This is a genomic window from Pedobacter albus (assembly GCF_036324255.1).
In the GTDB taxonomy this organism is placed as follows: Bacteria; Bacteroidota; Bacteroidia; order Sphingobacteriales; family Sphingobacteriaceae; genus Pedobacter; species Pedobacter albus.
On record NZ_JAZDQT010000001.1, the window covers coordinates 1,636,925 to 1,663,757 of the forward strand.

General features: G+C 43.4%; 14 protein-coding genes. 2 read left to right on the top strand and 12 right to left on the bottom strand.

Features of this window, described 5'->3' with window-relative positions; all coding sequences use genetic code 11:
- Window positions 1-68 precede the first annotated feature (68 nt).
- The 12 genes from VRU48_RS06820 to VRU48_RS06875 form a co-directional block, all read right to left on the bottom strand.
- Window positions 69-2,537: an ABC transporter permease gene (locus VRU48_RS06820; protein ID WP_330107170.1), complete on the bottom strand. Its 2,469-nt coding sequence runs from the start codon at window positions 2,535-2,537 to the stop codon at window positions 69-71.
- A gap of 161 nt (window positions 2,538-2,698) precedes the next feature.
- On the bottom strand, window positions 2,699-5,119 hold the full coding sequence (locus VRU48_RS06825) for an ABC transporter permease (protein WP_330107171.1): 2,421 nt from the start codon (window positions 5,117-5,119) through the stop codon (window positions 2,699-2,701).
- Window positions 5,120-5,267: 148 nt separating this feature from the next.
- Window positions 5,268-5,954, bottom strand: coding sequence for an ABC transporter ATP-binding protein (locus VRU48_RS06830; RefSeq protein ID WP_330107172.1), 687 nt, complete (start codon window positions 5,952-5,954; stop codon window positions 5,268-5,270).
- Between the two features lie 120 nt (window positions 5,955-6,074).
- The gene (locus tag VRU48_RS06835; RefSeq protein WP_330107173.1) at window positions 6,075-8,462 is read right to left on the bottom strand and encodes an ABC transporter permease; all 2,388 of its coding nucleotides are present in this window, start codon (window positions 8,460-8,462) and stop codon (window positions 6,075-6,077) included.
- A gap of 479 nt (window positions 8,463-8,941) precedes the next feature.
- Complete coding sequence (locus VRU48_RS06840) at window positions 8,942-11,335, bottom strand: ABC transporter permease (protein WP_330107174.1); 2,394 nt, start codon at window positions 11,333-11,335, stop codon at window positions 8,942-8,944.
- Window positions 11,336-11,415: 80 nt separating this feature from the next.
- Window positions 11,416-13,785, bottom strand: coding sequence for an ABC transporter permease (locus tag VRU48_RS06845; RefSeq protein WP_330107175.1), 2,370 nt, complete (start codon window positions 13,783-13,785; stop codon window positions 11,416-11,418).
- A gap of 338 nt (window positions 13,786-14,123) precedes the next feature.
- On the bottom strand, window positions 14,124-16,490 hold the full coding sequence (locus VRU48_RS06850; RefSeq protein ID WP_330107176.1) for an ABC transporter permease: 2,367 nt from the start codon (window positions 16,488-16,490) through the stop codon (window positions 14,124-14,126).
- Window positions 16,491-16,584: 94 nt separating this feature from the next.
- Window positions 16,585-18,957 (bottom strand): ABC transporter permease, encoded by a 2,373-nt coding sequence (locus VRU48_RS06855; RefSeq protein WP_330107177.1) that lies wholly within the window; start codon window positions 18,955-18,957, stop codon window positions 16,585-16,587.
- A 93-nt stretch (window positions 18,958-19,050) separates the two neighbouring features.
- Complete coding sequence (locus VRU48_RS06860) at window positions 19,051-21,402, bottom strand: ABC transporter permease (protein ID WP_330107178.1); 2,352 nt, start codon at window positions 21,400-21,402, stop codon at window positions 19,051-19,053.
- Between the two features lie 125 nt (window positions 21,403-21,527).
- Window positions 21,528-22,226 carry an ABC transporter ATP-binding protein gene (locus VRU48_RS06865; RefSeq protein WP_330107179.1) on the bottom strand — a complete coding sequence of 233 codons (699 nt, stop codon included), beginning with the start codon at window positions 22,224-22,226 and terminating at the stop codon, window positions 21,528-21,530.
- A gap of 37 nt (window positions 22,227-22,263) precedes the next feature.
- Complete coding sequence (locus tag VRU48_RS06870; protein ID WP_330107180.1) at window positions 22,264-23,310, bottom strand: alpha/beta hydrolase family protein; 1,047 nt, start codon at window positions 23,308-23,310, stop codon at window positions 22,264-22,266.
- Window positions 23,311-23,401: 91 nt separating this feature from the next.
- The gene (locus tag VRU48_RS06875; RefSeq protein WP_330107181.1) at window positions 23,402-24,646 is read right to left on the bottom strand and encodes an efflux RND transporter periplasmic adaptor subunit; all 1,245 of its coding nucleotides are present in this window, start codon (window positions 24,644-24,646) and stop codon (window positions 23,402-23,404) included.
- A 224-nt stretch (window positions 24,647-24,870) separates the two neighbouring features.
- Between VRU48_RS06875 and VRU48_RS06880 the strand changes: the two genes are divergently transcribed.
- Window positions 24,871-25,404 carry a GNAT family N-acetyltransferase gene (locus VRU48_RS06880; RefSeq protein WP_330107182.1) on the top strand — a complete coding sequence of 178 codons (534 nt, stop codon included), beginning with the start codon at window positions 24,871-24,873 and terminating at the stop codon, window positions 25,402-25,404.
- A gap of 4 nt (window positions 25,405-25,408) precedes the next feature.
- A complete protein-coding gene (locus VRU48_RS06885) occupies window positions 25,409-26,779 on the top strand; it encodes a sigma-54-dependent transcriptional regulator (RefSeq protein WP_330107183.1) in 1,371 nt (456 codons plus the stop codon).
- Window positions 26,780-26,833: the final 54 nt, after the last annotated feature.

The following is a 26,833-nucleotide window of genomic DNA, read 5'->3' on the forward strand; positions in this document are numbered from 1 at the left end:
TTTAAATCATCAAAAAAGATAGTCGAATTTTGTGCTTGGGCATTTAATTTACCCTATATCTTTCGCAATTACTCGTATTTCAGCGCATCAACCGGCTTTGATTTTACCGCTTTTAGGCTTTGAATACTTACCGTCAGTACAGTAAGCAGCACAATGGCCGCATTGACCAAAATAAAAACCAAGTAAGGCATATCGATCCTATAGGCAAAGCCGGCAAACCACTTCTTCATATAAATATAAGCCAAAACATCGGCCAATACACTGGCTATTAACACCAGTTTCACAAAATCTTTGTTCAGCAATTGAAGCAGCGAAGTGGTAGACGCACCAAGAATACGCCTTACCGCAATTTCCTTGAGCCTAATTTTAGCCGTGTAGGCGGCAAAGCCGATTAGTCCGAAAACAGAAATCAGAAAGGTAACCATGCCAAAAAAGAAGATGATTTTCTCGCTTACTTCATAACTATGGTTCATTTTTGCAAAAACCTCGTCCACAAAAACGGGCTTAATCTCTGCTCCCGGCTCTATTTCCTTCCAAAGTTCCGTAATGGCCGAAGTGGTTTGTGCTAAATCGCGGGTACTTAAGCGCACAATGACATTGGTGCGCCAGTGCAACGCATAATCACTTACCAGGTAAATAGTTGGCATAATCGGCTGGTCAAATCCGTAGACCTGAATATCTTTAACTACGCCAACCACGTTAAATTTTTTAGCTTCGTCGTCGCCTTCAATAGCCACCTGGGCGTTTATCTTGTCCAATCCGAGTTTTCGGAAAGCCGTTTCGTTTACAATGATGCTTTGCAGCGAATCGGTACCTAGCAATTGGTAAGAGAAATTTCTGCCTTGTGCTAGTTTTGCGCCAAGCACCGTTAAATAATTAGGATCTACGTATCTGGATTCGGCACTGATTTTCGTGTTGTTGTAGCTCACATTATCTTCAAAGCCTGAATCGTTGATGGGTTGTTCGGTCGACCTCGTTACGTCTTCTACACCCTTTATGGCCAAAAGCCGGTTTTTTATCGATTCGAAATGAGCCGGAGGCAATACCCTGTTTGTGTATTTTGCAATCCTAAACGACAACAGCTGGTCGGATTTCAGGCCCAAATCTTTTTGCTTTATAAAGTTGAGCTGGGCGAAAATCACCCCAAAGCTGATTACGAGCGCAATGGCGATGGTAAACTGAACAACAACCAATACCCTTCTCAGGTTGCCAATATGCGTAGCTGTGCTAAAATTGCCTTTCAATACCTTAACCGGACGGAAGCCAGCCAAGATAAACGCCGGATAGGCGCCTGCCAACAGCATAATGACCATTAATATCAGCAAGGCCTGACCCAAAATTAGCCAAACATCGAAAGATTTGAACAGCTCCAGGTTATCTGCAAGGAGCCGGTTGACCTGTGGCAACAACAATTCAGCAAAAATAAGCGCCAATAAAAAGGCAATAGAGCATTGAATAGCCGTTTCGGTAAAAAACTGTTTAATCAAACTCCACCTAAAAGCACCCAATACCTTTTTAACGCCTACTTCCTTAGCTCTCGCCTGCGCCATCACCAATGCCAAATTAGTGTAGTTGATACAAGAGATGATGATTAAAAACGAAGCCAGCGCAAAGAGAATGTAAATCGTAGTTTGCTTGGCATTTGTTGAATAAAAATTGCTCAGGTTCAGGCTAGCGATCGGCTCGGTGATGAGCTTGATGCTGGTAATGCCCTCTTTGTCTTTCAAGATTTTTAAAGCTTCTTGTTGCGAAGGCTTATAATTAGCGTCGCTATTTTGGGCGATATATTTGCCCAGTTCAACAATATAGGCATCGTTTATTTTTTTCAGGGCTTGTTGCTGATCTACATTTTCCTTTAACCTGAATAAGGTTGTAAACGGGGTGGACAGCAACTGATTGCCATATTGCTTAAAATCTTCCTGATAGAGCAGGTCTAAACCGAAAACCGAAGCCTGCCTCCTATCGTCCCATACGGCCTTGACTACCAATTTGCCCGGAGGAAAATTGACGCCCCTGTTCTGAACCACAACCTGGTTAATCGGGTCGGCAGTACCAAACAGTTTTTGGGCGGCTGTAGCGCTAATGGCAATGGCATCCTTATCGGTATACACATCCTCCATGCGGCCATGAATGGCTTTGAGCGGATATAAACTAAAGAAACTGCTATCTATCGAGGCCGAAGGAAGCAACTCGTTGATGGTTTTGCCCTCTCTTTCGAACTTGATATCAAATCTTCCGGTCATGTTCCCCATCGACACCACTTCGGCTTCGCTAATTTGCTCCCTGATTACTTTGGCAAGCAGTCCCTTGATCTTGGTTCCTTTATTCTCCGCTCCGTTTTTGGTAAAATCGGCCGCTACGATATAGGTTCTTTTCAAAGCAGGGTCCCACTTGTCGTAGCTCGTTTCTTTGGCTATGTAAAGGAGGATGATCACGAAACCCGCCAAGCCTGCCGCCAAACCAAATATATTGATAGCCGTGTAAGCCTTGTTTTTCCAAAGGTTACGGAGTGCGATTTTGAAATTAAGTTTGAACATCTTGAGAAGACTTTAATTGTGAATAGTGAAGTTTCTGTATTGCCTTATTGTTAAATTGTCTGATTGCTCAATTGTTATATTGCTTTATTGTTAAAATGCTAAGTTGCCGAATTGGATGATGAACCAACAACTGCAAACCGATAACCGCCAACTGGTTCATCCTACTCATATTTCAACGCATCAACCGGATTGTTTACCGCGGCTTTACGGGCCTGTACGCTAATGGTAAACACCGCTATAATTACCGACGATAAAGTGGCGATAATAAACGGCCAGATTGGCATGTCAATCCTGTAGGCAAAGCCTGAAAGCCAGCTATTGGTAAAAATATAGCCTATCGGCCAGCTGATCAGGTTGGCAGCCAACACCAAAATCAGGAAAGAACGGTTCAGCATGTTTACAATCTGCAGGTCAGAGGCGCCCAAAATCTTGCGGATGGCAATTTCCTTGGTTCTTCTTTTGGCCATAAAAGTAGACAAGGCAAATAGGCCCAACAGCGAAAGGATAACCGAGATGATACTGAACAATACCACCAATTGCATTAAACGCTTGCTCGATTCGAGTTCTTTTTGAAAGGCATCTTCTACCGAGGTATACTGCATCGGATAATTTGGATAGAGCTTTTTCCACTCTACCTCGATAGCCTTAATGGCATTTTGGTAGTTTTCGGTATTGAACCTTACCAAAAGGTTATTGGTATTTGAACTGCCCCCAAGTTGGGTTACCTTGTAAACGGTTGGCAACACGGCTTTATCAAAGCTTTCGTTGTTGTAGTCTTTAATTACGCCAACAATCTGAAAGGACACTTTGCCTTCGCCCTTGCCACTTTGGTACATTTGGCCCACGATGTTTTTGCCCAGCAGTTTGGCCGCAGTTTCATTGAGTACGGCTGTATTAACGGTATCTTGTTTGTATTCGCGAGCAAAGATCCGACCGCTCACTACCTGCGCACCCAAGGCAGGCAAGGCATCCATGCTTACTGTAACGGTATTGATATCGAATTGCTGGTCTTTATAAGTGATTTGTTGAGGCACGTTAAACGAATTGCCCATGACCTGCGTCGTTGTAGCTACATACTGCACACCCGCTATTTTCTTTATCCTTTCGGCAAAATTATCGTCGTAATTGGTGGCGATATTGATAAGCTTGCTCTTATCAAAGCCCAAATCCTTGCTGGCAATATAGCTGGTTTGCATTTGCATGACGCCGATGCCGATGATAAAGGTAACGGCTATGATAAACTGCAGGATAACCAATCCGTTTCTTAAGGCCATGCCCTTAAATCCGGTTTCGTAATTGCCTTTGAGCACTTTTACCGGATTATATTTAGACAATACCCAAGCCGGATAAAAACCCGACAACAGGGTAATGAGTACAAACAGGCCTAAGAGTTGCAGCACCAGGCTCAACAGTTGCTTGCTGTGCCAGAAACTCAGTTCTACTTCAAAATGATTGCTAAAGGCCGGCAACAGTACTTCAACCAATGCGATACAGATAAACAGCGCTGCTAAACTTTGAATGGCCGATTCGACCAGAAACTGTACCACCAACTGTTTTTTGTAGGCACCCAATACTTTCTTTACGCCAACTTCCTTGGCCCTTTGTACCGACTGTGCAGTAGCCAGGTTTACAAAGTTGATGACCGAAACCAGCAACAAGAAAATAGAAAGTGCTACAATAGGCTTTATTTTATCGAACCAACCCGAACTCAGGGCCGGATTGGAATGTACGCTCTGAACCGGAACCGCCTTTAAGCCGGGTTTCTTTCCATCTTTATAGTAATCGGCGAAATTGATTTTACGCTGTGCAAAGTTGGCTTTCTTAAAATCGACATATACTTTTAACAAGTTCTGGTTTAAAGAAGCCGTGTCGAGCGCTTGAGCCGCCACCGCATAGATCTGGCAATAATTAGAGTTCCCGGGTTGTTCAGGGTCTTTTTCCCGATTGCCACTATGGGTAATGGCATTAAAAGCCACGCTTTGCGCAGTTGCGGGATCAGCCACTACACCGGTAACGGTATATTCTTCGCCCGGATCATTGCGCCACATCACTACTTTCAGGGTTTTGCCGAGCACCTTATCGGTTCCATACAATTGCTTGGCTACGCTTTGTTTCAATACAATGGTATGGGGTTTATTAATGGCCGTTTTTTCGTCGCCGTAAATAAACTGGTATGGAAATACCTTGAAGAAAGACGAATCGGCATCTCTGAAGCCTTTTTGCAACACCGGATCGTTCTGGCCTACTTTTATCGAGTTATAGCCACTACCCCAATTGTTGCTGATCTTGGTAACGTGTTTGAACTGGGGCACATTTTCTGTAAGGAGGTTGCCAATGCGCGAATCGCCGATATCTTGCCAATGTGGCTTGTTATCGGGCGTAAAGAAATCGTGCATTTCCCTGATTTGGTAGACTTTTTCAAGTTTCGCATCCCATTTATCATAGTTGTTTTCGTGGTTGATAAACAACAGCAGCAATACAAATGCGGTAAGCCCAAGCGCAAGGCCGCCGATATTGATGGCCGCATAGACTTTGTTTTTGAACAGGTTTCTTAGGGCGATTTTGAAATTGATCTTAAACATATAATTGATTGGTTGGTTTATTGGTTCGTCGTTCGGTTAATTCATTGCTAAATTGTTGAATGGTTAAATTGTTAAGTGTTAAACCGTTAAACACTAGACCATTGAACTGTTAGTTGCTAATTGCTAACCGAAAACTGCTAACTGAAAACTATTGAACGGCAACTGCCAAATCCTCCTTAATTACACCGTCTTCTATATTCAGTATCCTGTTGCCATACTGCGCATTTTTCTCCGAATGGGTTACTTGCAGGATGGTAATCTTTTCTTCTTCATTCAGTTTTTTAAACAAATCCATGATCTGCTCAGCCTGTGCCGATTGCAGGTTTCCGGTAGGCTCATCGGCCAAAATGATGGAAGGCTGCGCAACCAAGGCACGGGCAATGCCCACCAACTGTTGCTGGCCGCCCGAAAGTTGGTTAGGAAAGAGGTCTTTTTTGGCTACGATGTTAAAACGATCGAGGATATCGGCAATGCGACTTTTGCGCTCTCCGCTCGAAATCTTTTTGTACAGCAAAGGAGCCTCGATATTTTCGGCCACGGTCATTTCATCAATCAGGTGGTAGGCCTGAAACACAAAACCGATATGGTTCCGGTACAGCTCTATTCTTTTGCGTTCGTTCAGTGCGGTTACATCCTCGCCCATAAAATGATATTCGCCATAGGTTGGCTCTTCGAGCATACCCAAAATGTTAAGCAAAGTAGATTTTCCGGCTCCCGATGGTCCCATGATAGAAACAAACTCGCCAGCTTTTATACTGGTTGTTACATGGCGAAGGATATAACTTTTTACACCTTTGTTGGCGTAATATTTCTCTATGTTTTTTAATTCGATCATTTGACTTTATGTTAATTGTTGATAGCTTGTTAAACTGTTGTTATTGTTAAATTGTTGGTATTGTTGGATGGCTACAAATTGTTGCTGATAAACTGCTAACCGCCAACTGTAAACTGTTTCTTATTCATATTTAAGTGCATCAATGGTATTGGCTACCGCTGCCCTGTACGAACGGATGCTTACGGTAATGAGCGTAACGACCATAGAAATAAGCATGGCCCAAACAAACGGCCATACGCTAAGGTCTATCCGATAGGCAAAGCCCGAAAGCCAGCCTGAAACAAACAGGTAAGCCAAAGGCCAGGCCACCAGGTTGGCGATAAAAACCATCCATAAAAAAGAGCTGTTCAGCATTTTGACCAGTTCTTGCGTCGATGCGCCCAATACTTTTCTGATGGCCAGCTCGCGCGTACGTTGTGCCGCCACAAACGAAATTAAGCCGAAAAGCCCAATAAAAGAGATAAAAATGATAATCCCTGCAAATACCTTGAACAGCATACCCAAGGTTTTTTCTGCCTCGTAATAATTATTGATGCTCTCGTTCAGAAATTGTGCATAGTAAACTTCCTGCGGAAAAGTATTGTTCCATATTTGTTCTACCTGTTTCATGGCCGACATCATTTGGTTGTTGTCTATTTTGAGGGCCATATTGTAGTAGCGCCTGCTTTCTGGATAAATGGCCAAAGGCGAAATGCGCTGCTGCAACGATTGGTCGTTAAAATCTTTCACTACGCCAACAATCGGGGCCCTTCTTCCATTTTGGTCGATGATTTTGCCCAAGGCCTGTTGCGGATCGGAGATATTGACCTGTTTGAGGAAAGTTTCGTTCACCACATAGGCATTTACCGAATCGCTTTTGGCAAATGTTTTGCCGGCAATAAGCTGCAATCCGAAAAGCTTAAAGTAATTTTCGTCAGATGGTGCCAATCGTACTTCAAAGTCCTTGTTTTGCTGTCCGTTAAAATTAAAACTAGTGGTATTCAAATTATTAGACATCGGCGCCATGGTGCAATAGCTTAGCATTTCAACGCCCGGAATTTTCAATATCCTTTCTTTAAGGGTACCGCGCTTGGTCTTACTCGCGCTGTCATTTGGCAAACCGACCATGGCTATCGACTGCGTATTGAATCCCAAAGGTTTTTTGCGCATATACTCCATTTGGTCCATGATAACCAATGTGCCAATGATCAAAACCACGGTAATGGCAAACTGCACCACCACCAATATTTTCCGCAGGCTCAAACCACCAGTATTTACCGTAACCTTGTTTTTGATAGCCAAGGCAGGATTAAAGCCCGAAATAACCAATGCTGGATAAAAACCCGCCAAAAAGCTGACCATCACCACCAAACCAGCCATAAATAGGAAAATAGACTGATTTTTGAAGAGGCTGAAATGGGCTTTGTTGTTCAGTATCTTTTCCATTAGCGGAATTGACAATTCAGACAACACACAGGCAATCAACAGTGCAATTACGGTAATGGCCAAGGTTTCGGTAAGGAATTGGAAAATCAATTGTCTGCGCGCACTGCCCATTACCTTGCGCACGCCAACTTCTTTTGAGCGGTTAATCGATTGTGCGGTAGCCAGGTTAATGAAATTGATGCAGGCCGTAATCAGCAGAAAAAGCCCAATCACCACCAGTCCGTAAATTTCTTTTTTGGTAATCGTATTTTCGCCAAAACTGCCATAGCGCTCGTCAAAGTGTACTTCTTCTAAAGATTGTAGTCGATTGCTCTGGTTGCCCGGCAACAGATTGCCCTTGTTGTATTTTTCGTTAAACTTGGCCAAAGGCGCCTGTAAATCGGACAGGGTAGTTCCTTTTTTCAAAAGCACATAGCATGCATTGCTCGAGCTTACCGATTCCCAGTCTTTGTTGTTTTTAGCATAATAGGTCTGAAAGCTCACCACCACTTTTAATGGAAAGCTGCTGTTTTGGGGCATGTCTTTAAACACGCCAACGACTTTGAGCGTGTTGCCATTAATCGTAATTGGCTTGGCCATTGCCGATTTGGCATCGCCGAAGTATTTCTGGGCCATGCTTTCGGCCAGCACCACCGTATTGGGGTCGGCCAAGCCATTATTTTGGTTGCCAAATAGCCAGTTTACGTTAAAGATATCGAAAAACGCGGGGTCGGTATAGTAGAGAAATTTGTCTTCTTTGATTTTGTCTTTGCCTTGTTCGTCTTTTACGATAACCACGCCCCCATCGCGTAGGATGCCTGCTACTTTTTCAAAATTGGCAATATCGTTGCGCGCTGCACCGATGAGCGGAATAGGCACACCAGCAGAATTATCCTCGAAGCTATTGTATTTCCAGTCGGTCACAAAGCGATAAATACGATCCCTGTTTTCAAAATCCCGATCAAAGCTAAGCTGAAAGCTCACATAAATGAAAATCAGGATGCAACAGGCCATGCCGATAGAAAGACCCAGGATATTGATGAGGCTGTAGCTCTTGTTTTTCCAAAGATTTCGAAATGCGATTTTAAGATTCAGGCGGAACATAGCATCAGTTTTTTTAATCGACTAGCTATAATGCCAATTTTATACCAAGCAGAGAAAATAAAATCAAAACACTAAAAATCAACAACTTACAAAACGAACAAAATCAAAAATGTTCGTTTCCGAACACCGCGCTGTACGGTAGCGGACGGGTTGGACAAAGTAATGTGATTTTTAGAAACTTCGCATTGCTTTGTGGGTTCATTGGTGGATTGGCTAATCTTTTATTGTTCAACTGCTTTATTGCTAAATGGTTTAATTGCGAATTGCAACCATAAACTGTTAACTGAAAATTGCCCATTTTTCTGTAACCACCTGAGACACCTAAGATGGTTAAAGACTAAGGGATGCCTATTTCATTACTGCTATTCCTTTGTGAGAACTTTGAATCTTTACGGTTAATTGAGAATTGAAAACTGCCAATTGAAAACTGCCAACCGAAAATTGCTCATTTTTCTTTGACCACCTGAAACGCCTAAGAATTACTCATACTTTAGCGCATCAATGGTATTGGCTCTGGCGGCCTTATACGACCTGATGCTTACGGTAATCAAGGTAATGAACATCGAGATGCACATGGCCAAAACGAAAGGCCAAATACTCAAATCTACCCGATAAGCAAAGCCGTTTAGCCATTTAGACACAAACAAGTAAGCCAAAGGCCAAGCCACCAGGTTAGCAATAAATACCATCAATAAAAAGGAACCGTTCAGCATTTTAACCAGCTCGAAGGTAGAAGCGCCCAATACTTTTCTAATGGCTACCTCTTTGGTCCGTTGCGTAGCTACGAAAGAAATCAGGCCAAACAAACCGATAAAGGAAATGAAGATGATCACGCCGGCAAAAACCTTGAACAAAATGCCCATAATCTTCTCGCTTTGGTAGTAGTTATTGATCACATCATCTAAAAACGACGAGCCGTACACATATTCTGGATATACCGAGTTCCACGTTTTTTCAATATCCTTCATGGTTTGCATGATCGATTTGCTATCCATTTTTACCGCTATAGCCGTGTAGGTCTTTTTATGGCTCATAATGGCAATCGGCGAAATGGCATCGCGCAGGGTATTGTTGTTAAAGTCTTTGACCACACCAACAATAGGTCCCGAAAAATTATGGCTTACCCTCATTATTTTGCCAATGGCATCATTGGGATTCAAGACATTGAGCTTTTTGAGCAGGGTTTCGTTGACCACAAATTCTTTGATGGTATCGCTCTTGCTCAGGGTTCTGCCTGCCACCATTTCCAAGCCAAAAGTCTTGAAATAGTTCTCGTCGGCCATTTTGGTATTGAGGTCGAAGTCGGCGTCTTTGGAACCGTTATAAGAAAAACTGGTGCCGTTGTTGTTGAGCGAGGAAGGTGCGGCGCTACAGAAAGAAACGCTTTTTACGCCTGGCATTTGCATGATACGCTGTTTGAGCACATCGTAGCGTTGTGTACTGATGCTGTCGCTGGGCACATCGACCATGGCAATAGCCGAAGGGTTAAATCCGATTGGCCTTTCCCTCAAATATTGCATCTGTTTGATGATAACCAGCGTTCCAATAATGAGTACGACCGTGATGGTAAACTGCACCACCACCAATACCTTGCGCAGGCCCAAGCCACCCGTGTTCGCCTTGATCTTGTTTTTAATGGCCAAAGCTGGACTAAAACCCGACATGACCAAGGCTGGATAAAAGCCCGATAAGCAGGCCACCACAACCGTGAGCACCAACATAAACACCAAAATAACAGGGTTTTGCAGGATGCTGAAAGAAATTTTGGCGCCAAACAGGTTCTGCATGCTCGGCAAGGCGGCTTCTGTGAGTACGCAGGCAATCAACAAAGCCAAAACAGAAATGGCAAAAGTTTCGGTCAGGAATTGGGCGATTAACTGCTTGCGCATGCTGCCCATTACCTTTCTCACCCCAATTTCTTTAGATCTGCTTACCGATTGTGCGGTAGCCAGGTTAATAAAGTTGATACAAGCGGTGAGCATTAAAAAGGCACCGATTACCATTAAGCCGTATAGCTCTTTCATCGGCATGATGCTACCCGCAAAATTGCCAAAACGCTCGTCGTAATGGATCTGGTTTAAGGGCTGGAATACATGGCTTTCCTTGCCCGGCGCTTTCTCGGTATAATACTTGGCTAAAAACTTAGACATTGGTGCATCAAGGCTGCTGATGTCAAAGCCTTTCTTTAACAGTACAAAACATTCTGAAGAGGAGGCCACTGAGCCCCAGTTTGCCAAATCTTTGCTTTTATAATTTTTGTAGGAAAGTACAATCGTTAATGGATTAGAGCTGTTTTCTGGAACATCGTCAATTACACCTACCACCTTGTAATTGATGTCGTTTTGGTAGTTGAATGATTTGCCGACTGCATTTTGCCAGTTGCCAAAGAAGCGGTTGGCCATTTTTTTAGAAAGCACCGTGGTATTGGGATCTTTCAAAGCCTGGGCATTGCCGGCAAGCCATTTGAAATCGAAAATATCAAAGAAATCGGGTTCTATGTATAATACGTCTTCGGCGGTTTTAAGCCTTTCTTTGCCATTGGCATCATTGATCTTGATAATGCCTCCGCTACCCTGAATGGCCGATACTTTTTCTAAATACTGCGAAAAATCGTTGCGCACGGCCGGTGCCAAAGGCCTTGGCACGCCTTGCGAATAAAAGTCGTTGCCATCGGCATATTTCCATTCGGAAACTACCCGATAAATCCGGTTTCCATTCTTGTAGCCCTTATCATAGCTCATCTGGTAGTTGATGAAGATGAAGATGAGGATGCAGCTGGCCATACCGATAGAAAGGCCCAAAATATTGATCAGCGTATAGCCCTTGTTTTTCCAAAGGTTTCTTAAGGCTATCTTTAAGTTAAGTTTGAACATATATCTTTTTGTAAGGTTCGGCAGTTTTTTAATCTTGTTGACCCAATTAACTCATTGGCTTATTGGTTTATTTAATCGCGCTACTCGTATTTCAAGGCATCAATTGGATTTGATTTGGCTACTTTGATAGACTGTATGCTTACTGTAAGTATCGCAATAACCAAACAGGCTACCATGGCGATAACAAAAGGCCATACCGAAATGCCTACCCTAAACTCGAAAGCCGAAAGCCATTTGCTTACAATAATGTAGGCCAACGGAAAAGCAATGAGGTTGGCAATGGCTACCAGCTTAACAAAATCTTTGTTCAGCAAGGTGAGGATATCGGTGGTGTTGGCACCCAATACCTTTCTAATGCTGATTTCTTTTTTACGTTGTTCGGCCATGAAAAGCGCCAAGCCCAACAAGCCCAGGCACGAAATAAAGATGGCAAAGCCACCAAACCAGTTAGACAGCGTGCCCAACAGCTTTTCATTGTTAAATTTTTGTTCAAAATTATCGTCAACAAAAACCCTGTCTACCGGAAAATCGGGGTTGATTGATTTCACCACTTCATCAACCTGGTTTACCGAAGCGCTGATGTTTTGATTCGGATTTAGGCGAATCAATACCCTGTTAAGGTCGTCGGGATAATAATACATGATCATTGGCCTCACGCTTTGGTAAGGCGATTCGTTGGTAAAATCCTTCATCACGCCGATTACGGTTACCTGATCGTTGCCATAGGTTAAGGTGGCCCCCACCCCTTCTTTCAGCTTCATCACTTTTACCGCAGCTTCGTTAAGCATGACTTGTTTATTCTTGAAATCGGCATTAGATGAAAATTCCCTGCCCGAAACCAATTGTGAACCTATGGTTTTTATCAAATCAAAATCTACTGCACGGGTATTGAAAAGCACATTCTCTTTAGGGTTTTTACCTGGCCAAGAGATGCCAAAAGTATTATTGCCACCTTCGTTTAAACCCGTACTGAAGGCACTGACGTGAGTAGCCGCACCCGAAGCCAACAGTTGCTGTTTCAGCAGGTTGAACTTGCTTTTATCGAGCAGGTTTCCTTGTATCGGGATTTCGATAAGACCAGCCTTTTGAAATCCGATGGGCTTATTTTTTATAAAATTAAGCTGCTGGTAAACTACCGCCGTGCAAACAATAAGACAGGCGGCAAAAGTAAATTGAAATACCACCAGCACTTTACGCACAGATATCGATGCCTTGCCCGGCAGGCTAAAGCCTTTCAATACTTTGATGGGTTCGAAAGACGATAAGTAGAATGCCGGATAACTTCCTGCCAACAGGCCTGTAATAATGGTCAAACTAATTAAAGCGCTCCAAAATTTCCAATCGGTATAGTCGATGGCCAAATGAATGTTGAGCAAGCCATTGAAATAAGGCAGGCTAACTTCGATGAGTACAAAAGCAACGGCCATCCCGATAACGGCAAGCAGCAATGATTCGAGCATAAACTGGTTGATCAGCGATTTCCTCGACGAACCAATCGCCTTACGTACGCCAACTTCCTTGCTCCGCTTCTCTGAACGGGCCGTAGAAAGGTTCATAAAGTTAACGCAGGCAATAAGAAGGATACAGAAAGCCAAAATAAAGAAAAGCTTAATCTGGTCTATACGGCCGCCTACCGATTTGCCGTTTTCGAATTTATCGTACAAATGCCATTTGGTTAATGGATGCAATAAGGCCGTACTTACATTAGCATCTCTAACGTGACGGCCATAAATTCCCTTCATCTCGGCATTAGCCTTGTTAAATAAAGCATTATCCTGCAACTGCACCAGGGTTAGGCAATGGTTGCTGCCCCAGTTGTTGTTTTTTGCCCAAGGGTTTTGCTTCAGGTACATGTCCCAGGTAAGCAGGTAATCGAAACGGATGCTGCTGTTGTAGGGAATATCGGCAATAACGCCACTTACCTTCAATACGTCGTTATTGTTGAGCTTTAGTGTTTTATTAATAGGATCTTCGTTGCCAAACAAGGATTTGGCCAAAGTTTCGGTTAAAACAACCGAATTTACATCGTTTAGTGCCTGCTCGGCATTGCCACGCGAAAACTTAAGATCAAGTATCTTCAGAAATGCCTGATCGGCGCAGACGGTATTTTTTTTGAATTGCTTTTTGTCGTAACCGATCAGCTGCTGTTGCGGATAGCTTGAGTGCGAAGCGTAGGCCACGCCGGGAATGGTTTCCTGCACTTCTTTGGCCATCACCCCTGGTGTCCAGGCCCAGCTGAAAGTTTCGGCATCGGTTTTAAAGTTATTGTAAACCACGTAGGTTTTATCGCTATTGGGTGCCTGTCTGTCAAAACTCCACTCGTAGGCCACGTAAATGAGCAACAACATACAACTAGCCAAGCCAATGGCCAAGCCACCAACGTTAATTAAGGTATAACCTTTATTTTTCCAAAGGTTACGCAGTGCGATTTTAAGATTCAGTTGAAACATATATCTTTTTTATAGTTAGGCTATGCCAATTTTTATACCAAGCCACAACAAAAACACAACACACTAATTATCAATCAATTAAACATAAAACCCATTCAGCAATGTTCGTTTTCGGACAATCTATTGTACATAAGCGAACGGCGCTGGAGGATGGTTCATTGGTTCATTAGTTCATTGGTTCATTAGGGATTGGCTGATTGGTGTATTGTTATATTACTAAATTGTTAAACTGTTAAATGCTGAATTGTGATAGGGTTGAACTGACAACTAACTGCTCATTGGCAACTGAAAACTGTTAACTGAAAACCGCCAACTGAAAACTGTTAACTGGCATCAACCTATTCATATTTCAATGCATCTACAGGATTGGCTTTTACGCTTTTATTGGCCTGCAAACTTACCGTAAGTATGGCCAAGCCAATGGTAATCAATGCACTGAGCGCAAACGGAAGCATCGGCACGTCTACCCTGTAGGCAAAAGTTTCGAGCCATTTTTTGGTGATGAGGTAAGCCAACGGCCAAGCCAACAAATTGGCAACAACCACAATAACAAAAAATGAACTGTTCAATAATTTCAGTATCTGCAAATCGGATGCACCCAATATTTTACGCACGGCTATTTCCTTCATTCGTCCGGCGGTAATGTATTTGGCAAAGGCAAACAAACCCAATACGGCAATGAAAATGGTGAGGATTGCCGCCGCAAAAAATACGGATTGCAATTGCTCTTGTTTCTTGAACAAACGGCCGTACAATTCGTCCAGAAACTGGTAGCGGAAATTGTCGCCATCTTTTTTGTTGATGGTTGGCCATTTGGCTTTGAGCATCGCCAAGGCGCTTGCCATTTGGTTCTCTTCTATCTTGACCATGATATCCAATTTCGCATTGGAGCAAGGATCTTTGATGGTGTAAATGGTTGGTGCTACCGCTGTTTCAAAGCCATCAGCTTTAAAATCCTTAATCACGCCTACAATCCTGTAATCGGTGCTGCAGCCTCTAATGATTTTGCCTATTGGATTGGTCAATCCGTATTTGGCGATGGCACTTTCGTTCAAAATGGCCGAATTAGCGGTATCGGCAGCAAAATTTCTCGAGAAAAAGCGTCCTTCCTTTATTTTGATGTCCAGCGTTTCGAAATAGTCGAAATCAACGCTTAACATGTTGATGCTTTCATTTTTTCCATCAACCGTATACCCATTGATTCCAGTTTTTGAGCCATCGGGAATGCCATTGGCCACGGTTACCGATTTTACGCCTGGAATTTGCATCATCTGGTTACGTACAGGTTCAAAAACGGCAGGATCAGAAAAAACCGCCATATTTTTAATTCGCACCACCTGATCAGGCTTGAAGCCCACATCCTGCGTACGCATGTACTTGAGCTGCGAATTGATTACCAACAGTCCGATGATAAAAATAACCGCGATGCCAAACTGCAGTACCAATAAACCGTTTTTGAGCCAGTAGCTCTGTCTGCTGGTTTGGAAGTTTCCTTTAAGCACCAATGCGGGTTTAAAGCCAGAAAGCACCATTGCCGGGTAAACTCCTGCAACCAAGGTAAGCAGCATCAATACCAAAGGGAGTTGCCACAACAAGGCACTGCGTTGCCAAATAACCAGGTTAACCTCAAAAAGGCTATTGAACTTAGGCAACACCAATTCGGCCAAAATCAGTGCAAAGATGGTAGCTACCACACATTGCATCAAGATTTCGATCAGAAACTGGAAGGTTAGCTGTGTCCTGAAAGCACCCATCACCTTTTTTACACCCACTTCTTTGGCCCTTTTGGTGGCCTGCGCAATACTAAGGTTAGTGAAATTGATACAGGCAATCAACAACATCAAAAAGCCTAATACCGAAAGCGCTATCAACACCTTATAATTGGTGTCTGTACCTGCCGTTGGCCTCAAATGCAGGTTTTTTAATGGATCTAAATAGATATTTGTGGCATTGATGTATTTCCAGTCGGGATCGGTATCGGCTTTAGCCAGACTAACGCGGTACATTTTTTCGATCTTCTGCCTCAAGGCTTCTACATCCGTACCCGGTTTTACTTGAATATAGGTAAAGTAATTGTTATAGCCTTCGGGTTCGCCAACTCCTATTTCTTTGGCAATCGAAATGCCATCAAAAGAAATATTAGAATGCGGATTGGCAAATACCGCGCCTTTTATCACACCCGATTGACCCGAGGTCTTGTTTCCCATCGTCACCAAATTCGGTTTTTGGTCGTTCTTGTCGGGGAATAGCGTAGCCATGTAAGACTCGTTCAGGTAAAATAAGAATTCGCCGCCCGCAGGCTCCTCCAGTCCTTTTAGGGGCTTAATGTTTAGCATCTTGGCGGCTTCGTATTCGGCAAACAAGAGTTTTTGCACAAACACGGTACTCTTATCACTATTAATGGCAAATTCAAAACCACCCGATTTCATTTTTCCTACGGCCTCCACTTCAGGAAAATTCTGCTTGATTTCTTTGCTTAGCGGTGGCGAAGTATAGTTACTTGTAAAGGCCGGTGTTTTTCGGCCCACCAAATAAATATTGTCGTAGTTCGGGTTGTCCTTGTCGAAACTTGTTTCGTAAGCCACATAGATCATGATAAGCATGAAAGCGGCCAATGCAATAGACAAGCCACCAATATTAATAGCGGTTATATTTCTATTTTTCCAAAGGTTACGGAGCGCGATTTTAAGGTTTAATCGGAACATATTTTTAGTTTTTACAGGTTCATTTGTATCATTAGTCCATGGTTTATAGTCGATAGACCATGGACTCTAGACTATCGGTTATCGACTCGACCAACTACTCATATTTCAATGCTTGTACCGGATTGGCTTTGGCCGATTTGAAAGCTTGGAAACTGATGGTTACCAAGGCTACAAACAGGGTTCCGAAAGCGGCAAGAGGTACCAGCCACCAGTTAAACTCGGTATGGAATTCGAATTTGGTCAGCCATTTGTTCATGGCGAAATAACTGATAGGCGTAGCAATTACAATGGCCACTACGATCATTTTCACAAATGAAACCGAGAGCAGCTGCATCAAATTAGCCACCGAAGCGCCCAATACCTTGCGTACGCCAAATTCCTTGGTACGCTGTTCGGCGCTGTAGGCCACCAATCCGAAAAGGCCCAGGCACGACACGAAGATGGCCAACCCGCCAAAAAGGTTCGATAAAATGCCTAAAGTCTTTTCTGTATTGTACTTATCGGCATAAAGCGTATTCAAAAAGTTGATTTCTACGGGGTAAGCCGGATTGAGGCTTTTGGTAAGCTGCGTAATGGTATTGATGTTCTGTTCGAGCGTATGGGCTTCGTTCAGGCGCATGGTAATGGTGCCTTTGCGTCGTGGGTCGAAGAAAACCACCATCGGGTTATTCGATTTGTAAGGCGAATCCCACACATAATCGTCAAACACACCAATGATGTTGAACTTATCGCCAAATACCGTTACGGTTTTGCCCACCGGATTGGTGTAGCCAAAGGTCTTAACCGCTGATGCACTGACCATAATACCTGCCGTATCAGAGGCAAATTTTTCGGAAAAGTCCCTTCCTTCCAGCATTTTGATGCCATTGGTTTTAATGTAATCGTAAGTAGTGGCTACCTGGTTAAACAGTTGCGTGTTTTCGGCTTGGGTCATTCCCTCCCACCTGATGTCCATAAAATTAGAACCACGATGCGAAAGGCTTACCGACGATTGGAACATGCTGGTAACCGCACCCGATTTGAGCAGTTCGGCACGCAGCAATTCGTATTTGGTTTTCAGTTCGCCATCTTGGGGCATCTCTACCAAAGCATTGATATTAAAGCCAACAGGCCTGTTTTTCACATATTGGATCTGACGATAAATAACCAAAGTAGAAATGATGAGGATGATAGCGAAACAGAATTGTCCAACCACCAACACCTGCCTTAAACTGATCTGCAAGAAGCTATTTTTGCCAATTTTGCGCTTTAAAGTCTGTATCGGATTAAAAGCCGACAGGTAAAATGCCGGATAGCTGCCAGCAATCAGTCCGGTAGCAAATACAATAGCCAAAATGCCTATCCAGCTGCCTCCGTTAAAATAGCCCATGTTCAATTTGATATTGAGCAAATGGTTAAAGGTTGGCAAAAAGAGTTCGAGCAGGGCAATGGCCACAATAACGGCCACAAAAGCCAGCACCATCGATTCGGTGAGGAACTGGGTAATGAGCGACCAGCGATTGGCGCCAATGGTTTTTTTAATGCCCACTTCTTTGGCCCTTTTCTCCGATTTGGCGGTAGCCATATTCATAAAATTGATACAGGCAATCAGTAAAATGCCAAATCCCAATCCCGTAAACAGCCAAATCTGCTCGATGTTGCCACCAATACTCTTGCCGTTTTCAAACTTCCCGTACAGGTGCAATTTGCTCAAAGGAAACAAACATTGGCTCTGAAAATCGACATCGGTGTTTCTTTTGATTACTTCTTTTATCTTTTTGTTGACCAAATCCAAATTGGCATTAGGCTTTAGCATCACCAGGGTAACATAGCTGTAATTTTCCCAGTTCAGCTCTTTGGCACCAGGATCGATGCTGCCCAATAATGACCAAGGCATGAGGTAATCGAATTTATTAGAGCTGTTATCCGGCTGATCTTTGATTACGGCGGTTACGTTCAGGTCGATTTTATCCTGAAAACGAACTGTTTTGTTCAACACATCGGTAGTACCAAACAGGATGTTGGCCGTAGTTTCGGTCAGCACCACAGAGTTAGGATTGTTTAAAGCCGTATTGGGATTACCGTTAATGAACTCGAAATCATACATATGGAAAAAATCGGGTTCGGCAAACTTAGAATTGCGCTTAAACGAATTGGTACCATTGGCAATCAGGCTCTTGCGACCATAATCTAACCTGGTCATGTATTTTACCTCGGGCACATCCTGCTTAATGGCAGGGCCAAACGCAGTGGTAGAACCTTCGAAAGTACCAGAAATAGTACCGCCTTCTCCGGCAATATTGGTCATGGTAGTGTACACATCAGCGGCGTTTTTCGACTGCTTGTCAAAATTCCACTCGTAGGTTACATACAGCAGCAACATGAGGCAGGCAGCCAAACCAATGGCCAGGCCAACTACATTGATGAAAGAAGCAGTTTTGTTCTTCCATAAATTACGCAAAGCGATTTTAAGATTTAATCGAAACATATTGTGAGTTCATTGGTTCACTAGTTCATTGGCTCATTAGTCCATTAGCTTGTTAGGCCATCGACTAAGGACTATAGACCATGGTCCATAGACTTATTCGTACTTTAACGCATCTACTGGTTTGGCATTGGCGGTTTTATAGGCCTGCAAGCTTACGGTTACGATGGTGATGATTACCGAAATCAGCGTTGCCGCCACAAATGGCCAAATGGTAATCGTGGTACGGTAGGCAAACCCAGCCAGCCAATTGCTCGATAAAATGTAAGCTACCGGAATGGCAATGAGGTTGGCTATGATGATGAGCACCAAAAAGCTTTTGTTCAATAGTTGCAAAATATCCTTTGTTTCGGCGCCTAATACTTTTCTTACGCCAATCTCTTTTGTCCGTTCCTGAACGGTAAAAGAGGCCAGGGCAAATAGGCCCAAAATGGCAATTGACAGGGTAACGTAGGTAAAAATATTGAATAGCTTATCGAGCCTTACATATTGCTCGTAAACCTTGGCAAAGCTTTGGTCGAGCCAAGTGTATTGGAAAGGAAAAGGTTCTACCGATTCCCAAACGCCTTTCACTTCGGCTAAGGTTTGTTGTGCATTTTCACCCTTTATTTTTAAGATTACATTATCGGCGCTATTTGTATTTCGGCCCTCCACCACAAAGGCAGTTGGTTCGGCACGGGTTTCCATTCCTTTTTGCACATGGTCTTTGACCACACCGACTAAGGTTCTGTCTTCAATCCATTGGTGACCAACCTCTTTTTGCAACTGGTATTTTTTAACTGCCGATTCGTTAACCACAATGGCCGAGCTATCTGTAGCAAATTGGGTAGAAAACGTACGGCCCAATTGCGCAGGCATGCCCATCACTTCAAAGTAGTCGAAATCTACAGTAACCATGCTGAGGTTCTGGATGCTCTTGCCCTTATACTCGCGACCAATAACCTGCATGGCCTTTACGCCTGGATAATAATTTACCCGGCTTACCGCGGCAACGCCATCTATTTTGGCAAGTCGCTGCTTAATCTGCGCAAAATTTTTCCTGCTTTCCCATTTGCGGATCTTAAACACCACCACGTGGTCTTTGTTGAAGCCTACATCTTGGTTTTTGATGTAATTAACCTGTTGCCTGATGATAATGAGTGCCACCATAAATACGGTAGCCACTACAAACTGCACCATAATCAACGATTTGCGCATCCATAAACTGCCCATGCTCCTCGACAAATTGCCTTTCAGCACCTTTACAGGCTCATAATTAGACAAGAAAAATGCGGCATAACCTCCAGACAACAAAATAACCAGCAACATGACCGAACTTAACTGCAGGGTCAGCTGCATCGGATTGTTGTAGCCGAATAAAGAGAGGTTCAAATCCATTAAATTGTTGAGCACAGGCGTAAACACCTCTACCAATGCAAAAGAAAGCAACAGGGCCAAAATGCACTGAATGGCCGTATCGGTTAAGAAATAAGTAATCAAATTGTTTCTTCTGGCTCCTAAAACCTTGCGTACGCCGGTTTCTTTAGCGCGTTTTACCGATTGGGCAATAGACAGGTTGGTAAAGTTGATGCAGGCTATAACCAGCAACAAACCCGAAAACAACAGTAAAAGCGTTACGGTTTTGGCATTGCCCCGTTTCGCCGGATCTTGCGCGCTGGTTGCCTTGAGGTAGATATCCTTAACTGGCGTAATGTAGATGTGTGCCTTTTTTAGCCAGTCTTGTTGCTTCATAATCGGCAACCTGTTAAAGGCTTTGTTGATTTTTTCCTCAAAAAGTTTTCCGTCGATGCCCTTTTTCAGGAACAAATAGGTATAAAAGTTTCCATTGCCCCAGCCATCGCCTGCCGAAGATTTTTTGATAAAACCATCAAAATCCATGTGCTCTGCCGTATTGGGCTCCTGATATACGCCACTTACCGTATAACGTTTATTGTTGTTGATGGTAAGGGTTTGCCCAACGGGATTGGCCTTGCCAAAAAACTGTTCGCTGGTTTTGCTGCTCAATACAATCTGATCGGCGGCCATCAGCGATTTTGGTGCATCGCCATAAATAAACTTATAAGGGAACAGCTTAAACCAGGTACTGTCGACCCCCATAATGTGGTCTACATAGGCCTCATTTTTGTCTTTGGCCACCAAGCGCTGCCCAATGTCCCATACATAAAAACGGGCATAGTCTTGGATCTCGGGCAAGGCCTCTTTCAATGCCGGAGCCAATTCGGCCGGGCTCGATGAATATTCCTCCTCGCCAGGTGCCCATCTGATCGAAATGCGGTAAATATTATCGGCATTGGGGTTCCAGCTATCATAGCTTTTCTCATGGTTGGCAAAAAGCAAAATCATGATAAAGCCGGTTAGGCCAACAGAAAGCCCAAAAATATTAAGCAATGTATATCCCTTATGCTTCCACAGATTGCGTAATGCGATTTTTAGGTTTAATCGAAACATCTTATTAGTTGATTAGGTTCATTTGTGTGTGGTATTGGCTGATTGGTTCACTGGTTCATTAGTTCATTGGTTTATTGGCCATCAGCGAGGCACAATAAACCTAAACTGCAACCCTGAAGGGCCGATTAAATCAGCTCTTCAGTTCTGCCTTTGTTAACTTTCTCCGAAATCACGTGACCATCTTTCAGGTTGATGATACGGTTAGAGAAACTGGCATCGTGACTAGAGTGGGTAACCATCACAATGGTGGTGCCCGATTCGTTCAGCTCGCAAAGCAATTCCATCACCTCGTTACCGTGTGTACTATCCAAGTTACCGGTAGGCTCATCGGCCAGTACCAATTTAGGTTTGGTTACCAAGGCGCGGGCTACCGCTACACGTTGCTGCTGACCACCCGAAAGCTGTTGCGGAAAGTGTCCGCTACGGTTTACGATGTTCATACGACCGATAATTTCGTTCACCATTTTTTTGCGCTCGCCGGCAGGTACTTTGTTGTAGATCAAAGGCAATTCGATGTTTTCGAATACGGTCAGCTCATCAATAAGGTTAAAGTTCTGGAACACGAAGCCCATGTTTCTCTTTCTGAAATTTGAACGTTCCCTATCGTTTAAAGTCAACAATTCGGTATCGATAAACTTGTAGCTGCCACTTTCAGGCTTGTCTAAAAGGCCCATTACGTTAAGCAAAGTTGATTTGCCACAGCCGGAAGGGCCCATAATGGAAACAAATTCGCCTTCGGCCACATGCAGGTTGATTCCGTTGAGGGCAGTGGTTTCGATTTCTTCGGTTTTGTAAACTTTTTCTAGATTTTCGATCTTAATCATAGCAGTTATCCTATTTTAGTTTTTTTAATATTTGATGTTATTTGGCAGTAGTTGGTGTTCGTTCTGTTTGATGATTGGCATTGATCCAATCGATGGCATATTGATGGGCCTCGTCTAAACGGTCGGTCTTTTTCACCTTTCCATCAACAACTTTTTCTTCCTGAAAATAATGATCGGCATTGGGATAAACCTTGTAGGTGAGGTTTTTCTTGCCTTTTCTCAAAAATTCCAGTTTCGCATAATCCATATCCAAAATGGTTTGGTTGTTATCCCGGCCCCCGGCTACATACAAAATGGGAATATGGAGTTTAAGCATGTTTTCCAAGGGCGTTGTTTGCGTAAAGCTGCTCCATTTCAAATAACTTTCGCCGTACCAATTTTCGGTAACCGAAGTAGGATTTTCATAAATCTTGGCATATTCGCGATACAAAGAATCAACGATCTCCTGACCCTCTTCGGCAGAAATCTTACCGCTATAGGCTTGCAACCTGGCGCCAATCATAAAATCGTACAGCTGGTTCAGCGCATTGCCAACAAAGCAAACCACATGGGTAACCTTTTTATTGAGCACTGCTACTTTAGGCGCAACCTGCGAGCCCTCGGAGTAGCCCATTACAATGATCTTGTTCTTGTCTACATCGCCTTTTTTTACCAAAAAATCGATAGCAGCCGAAGCGGTTTCTGCCCGCCAATCTAAACTGTACAATTCCTTGTAGCTTGCATTTTCGGGATAAAAAGCCCTTCCCGAGTGGCTGTACTGCAAAGAATCGGAAAACGGTGTGCCCGGTTTGCTGATGATGACCACATAATAGTCTTTGGCATAACGGCCAATATTCATGGCAATGGAGGTAGAATAACGGCCAGATTTGGTTTTGTACTCGATCGGATAATTGCCAGAACCATCCAAATAAATCAGCAAAGGCTTTGGTCCTTTGGCTACGGGCTTGGTTACATAAATATCGAACGATTTTGTTTTCTTGGTCGATAATTGATAATGCTCAAAAAACGACTTCGGAAAAATCTGTCCAACAGCCATGAAGCCATGCAACAAAAGGAATAAAAATATGTAGCCCGCTTTCTTCATCGGTTTTTCTACTGGTTTATGTTTTTTAAGGTTGGTGCTCCGATCAACGCACCTGATACAGAGCTAACCCAACCTAAATTTCTATTTGAACCTACTTGCTAATTTCAATGATATCGTATTGGTTAAATTGGTCGTACGATGATGTAATTACCTCTTCGCCTTTTTGCAGGCCTTCCAACACTTCATAGTACAAGTAGTTTTTACGGCCAATTTTTACGTTTCTTTTGGTGGCCTTGCCATTGTTCACTACAAATACCCAGCTGCCACCGGTGCTTTGGAAAAACTGTCCCTGCGATAGCAATAGCGATTTGCTGTTGTCAGACAAGGTCAATTTCACCTGCATAGACAAACCCCTTCTCAGCTCGTCGGGCGATTTGCCTTCAAAGGCCAACTCCACCTGGAACTGACTGGCCGTAACCTCTGGGATTACTTTTTTAACGGTCAGTTTATAGGTCTTTCCGTTAAACTCGCATTGCGCGGTTTGTCCTTCCTTCACACGGTTGATGTAATACTCATCAACGCCAGCCTGCAGCTTATAGCCTTGCAATACATCGATTTTTCCGATCATTTCGTTCGCGCCATACGATTTACCGATCACCGGATCGTACGACGACAGTTTACCCGAAACCGGCGCCTTGATGGTCATGTTTTCGATGTTCTTGCGGATCATTTCCAAACTCTCGTTCATTTGGGCCATCGACTGGTCAATTTGCGCCAACTGCATCTTACGGCTTTGGTTTTCCTGCAAAATGGCTTGTTTTACAATTTTGCGTTTGCCTTGGTAGTATTCGTAATCCTGGCTCGATTTATTGAATTCTTGGAGCGTAATTACTTTTTTCGCAAACAAAGAGCTGTCTAATTTATATTGTCTGGTTGCGGTTCTCAGGTTGTTTTCTACATCGAGCAGGTCTTGGTTCAGTACCCTTTGGTTTTGTTCCAAATCCAACCTCGATTTGCGCAACTGGTTAATTTGTTCGGTAGCCGCGGTTTGGCTCGACGTATAGCCCAGCATGGCATTGGCATTGGCAATGCGCAACAAAGGTGTGCCTTTAACCACCGACGCACCATTTTCGGTAAAAATTTCTGCAACGGTACCTCCTTCAGACGAACTCACGATTACCGAAGTTAACGGCACTACGCTGGCATTCAACAATACCACGTCTTCAAAATCGCCATACTGAACTTTGCTGATGGTTACCTTATCGGGATCGGCCTTGTAAACCTTATTGAGCGATAAGCTATAGCCATAGGCCACTAAGCCTACGAAAATGATTGTACCTGCTATGATTAAAATCGTTTTCTTACTAAATCTTTTTTTCTGTATTACTTTGTCCATTTGGAATATCGTGTTAATGCTCGGTTAATTGCCAAGTTTGTGCCAAGCGGAAAATAATTTTTAAATAACTGATTTACAGTTAATTATTTTTTATTCCCCAAAAAACATGTCCGATAACGGACAGTAGCTGTACAGCATCGAACAGTTTCGGTTATTTTTGCTTTGTCTTATTTAAAGTCCAAGCCTAGTTTTGGCAGCAAACCACCGTTTAATACAGCAAGAAAATGGAATTCCCGATCATCAAAACCGACAGACTTTTGCTTCGCCAATTTACCGGCACAGACCTTAAGGATGTATATCGTGGACTTTCAGACCCTATCATTACCAAATACTATGGCATTAGCTATCAAAGTTTGGAAGCAACCAAAGAACAACTGAAATTCTTTGCCGACCTCGAAAAAAACGGAACGGGAATCTGGTGGGCTATTTGTTCCTTGCACGACGGAACTTTTTATGGAGGTGCAGGGTTCAACAATCTAAGCAAAGCCCATCGAAAGGCAGAAATCGGATTTTGGTTGCTACAGGATGCCTGGCACAAGGGAATGATACAAGAGGTTGTTCCCCTGATCTTCACCTATGGTTTCAGCAACCTCAACCTACACCGGATAGAGGCATTTGTAGAATCAGAAAATACGGCCTGCAAAAATACCATGCGCCAACTAAACTTTATACACGAAGGAACCATGAGAGACTGCGAAATAAAAAACGGAGAGTTGATCAGCCTCGATATTTATTCAAAATTGAAAACCGATATTTAAGCTTATGACCAATGCAAACATACTGGTGATAGATGACGACGACGACATCTTGCTGAGTGCCAAGCTATTTCTAAAGCAGCATTTTAACCAGGTGCTTACCTGCAAATCGCCAAGAGAGATCAACGTATTGCTGAGCAAAAACGAGGTAGACATCATCCTGCTCGACATGAACTACCAAAAAGGCGCGAGCGACGGCAGAGAGGGCCTCTACTGGTTGGAACATATCCTTTCTATAGATAAGGACTATGTGGTGATTTTGATGACCGCCTTTGGCAATGTGGAATTGGCGGTACAAGCCATTAAAAAGGGGGCTACCGACTTTATCCTGAAACCTTGGGAAAACGAGAAGCTTTTTGCCACGCTTTCGGCCGCTTCGCGCTTGGGACAATCGAACAAAAAAGTAAAGAAGCTCGAAAAAATACACACTTCTTTGCAAAGCGACATGGCGCGCAAGTTCGAACACATTATAGGCAACAACGAAAATGTACAGCAACTGCAAAAAACCTTGACCAAAGTAGCACCCACCGATGCCAATGTGCTCATTTTAGGTGAAAACGGTACCGGAAAGCAGGTATTTGCCTACGAATTGCATAAAAATTCGCTCAGGCGAAAACAGCTCTTTATGCACGTAGATTTAGGTTCACTTAACGAAAACCTGTTCGAAAGCGAACTGTTCGGTTATGCCAAAGGTGCTTTTACCGATGCCAAGGAGGATAAACCTGGCCGTTTTGAAATGGCTGATGGGGGCACTATTTTTCTGGACGAGATAGGCAATCTTTCCCTGCCCCTACAGGCTAAACTGCTCAGCGTTTTGCAAAACCGTACTGTAATCAGGCTGGGCGAAAGCAGGGAGCGAAAAATTGATGTGCGTTTGATCAGTGCAACCAATATGCCCCTGGATGAAATGGTACACAAAGGAACTTTTAGGCAAGATTTGCTGTTCCGCATCAATACCGTAGAGCTCTTGTTGCCTTCGTTGCGCCAACGCGGCAACGATATTGTGCTATTGGCCCAACATTTTTTGCAAGTATTTAGCGGCAAATACCACAAGGCCTTAAAAAGCTTAACCCCAAAGGCAGAAAGCACCTTGCTCAATTACAGCTGGCCAGGCAATGTACGCGAACTGCAGCATGTAATGGAACGTGCCGTTATTATGGCCGATGGATTTGAAATCAGCGAACACGACCTGCAGCTTTCGCCACAAAAATTTGGCAACCAGCCAGTGCTACAAAACGACATGGCCTTAGACGAAATGGAAAAAATGATGGTCAACAAAGCTATCGAAAAACACAAAGGCAATATTTCGAGGGCTGCCGCAGAACTGGGCCTTACCCGCGCTGCCTTATACCGAAGAATTGAAAAATTTGGATTGTAGAAAAAATAAAGTCTATGGTCTATAGTCTATGGACTATGGTCTATTAACCATAAA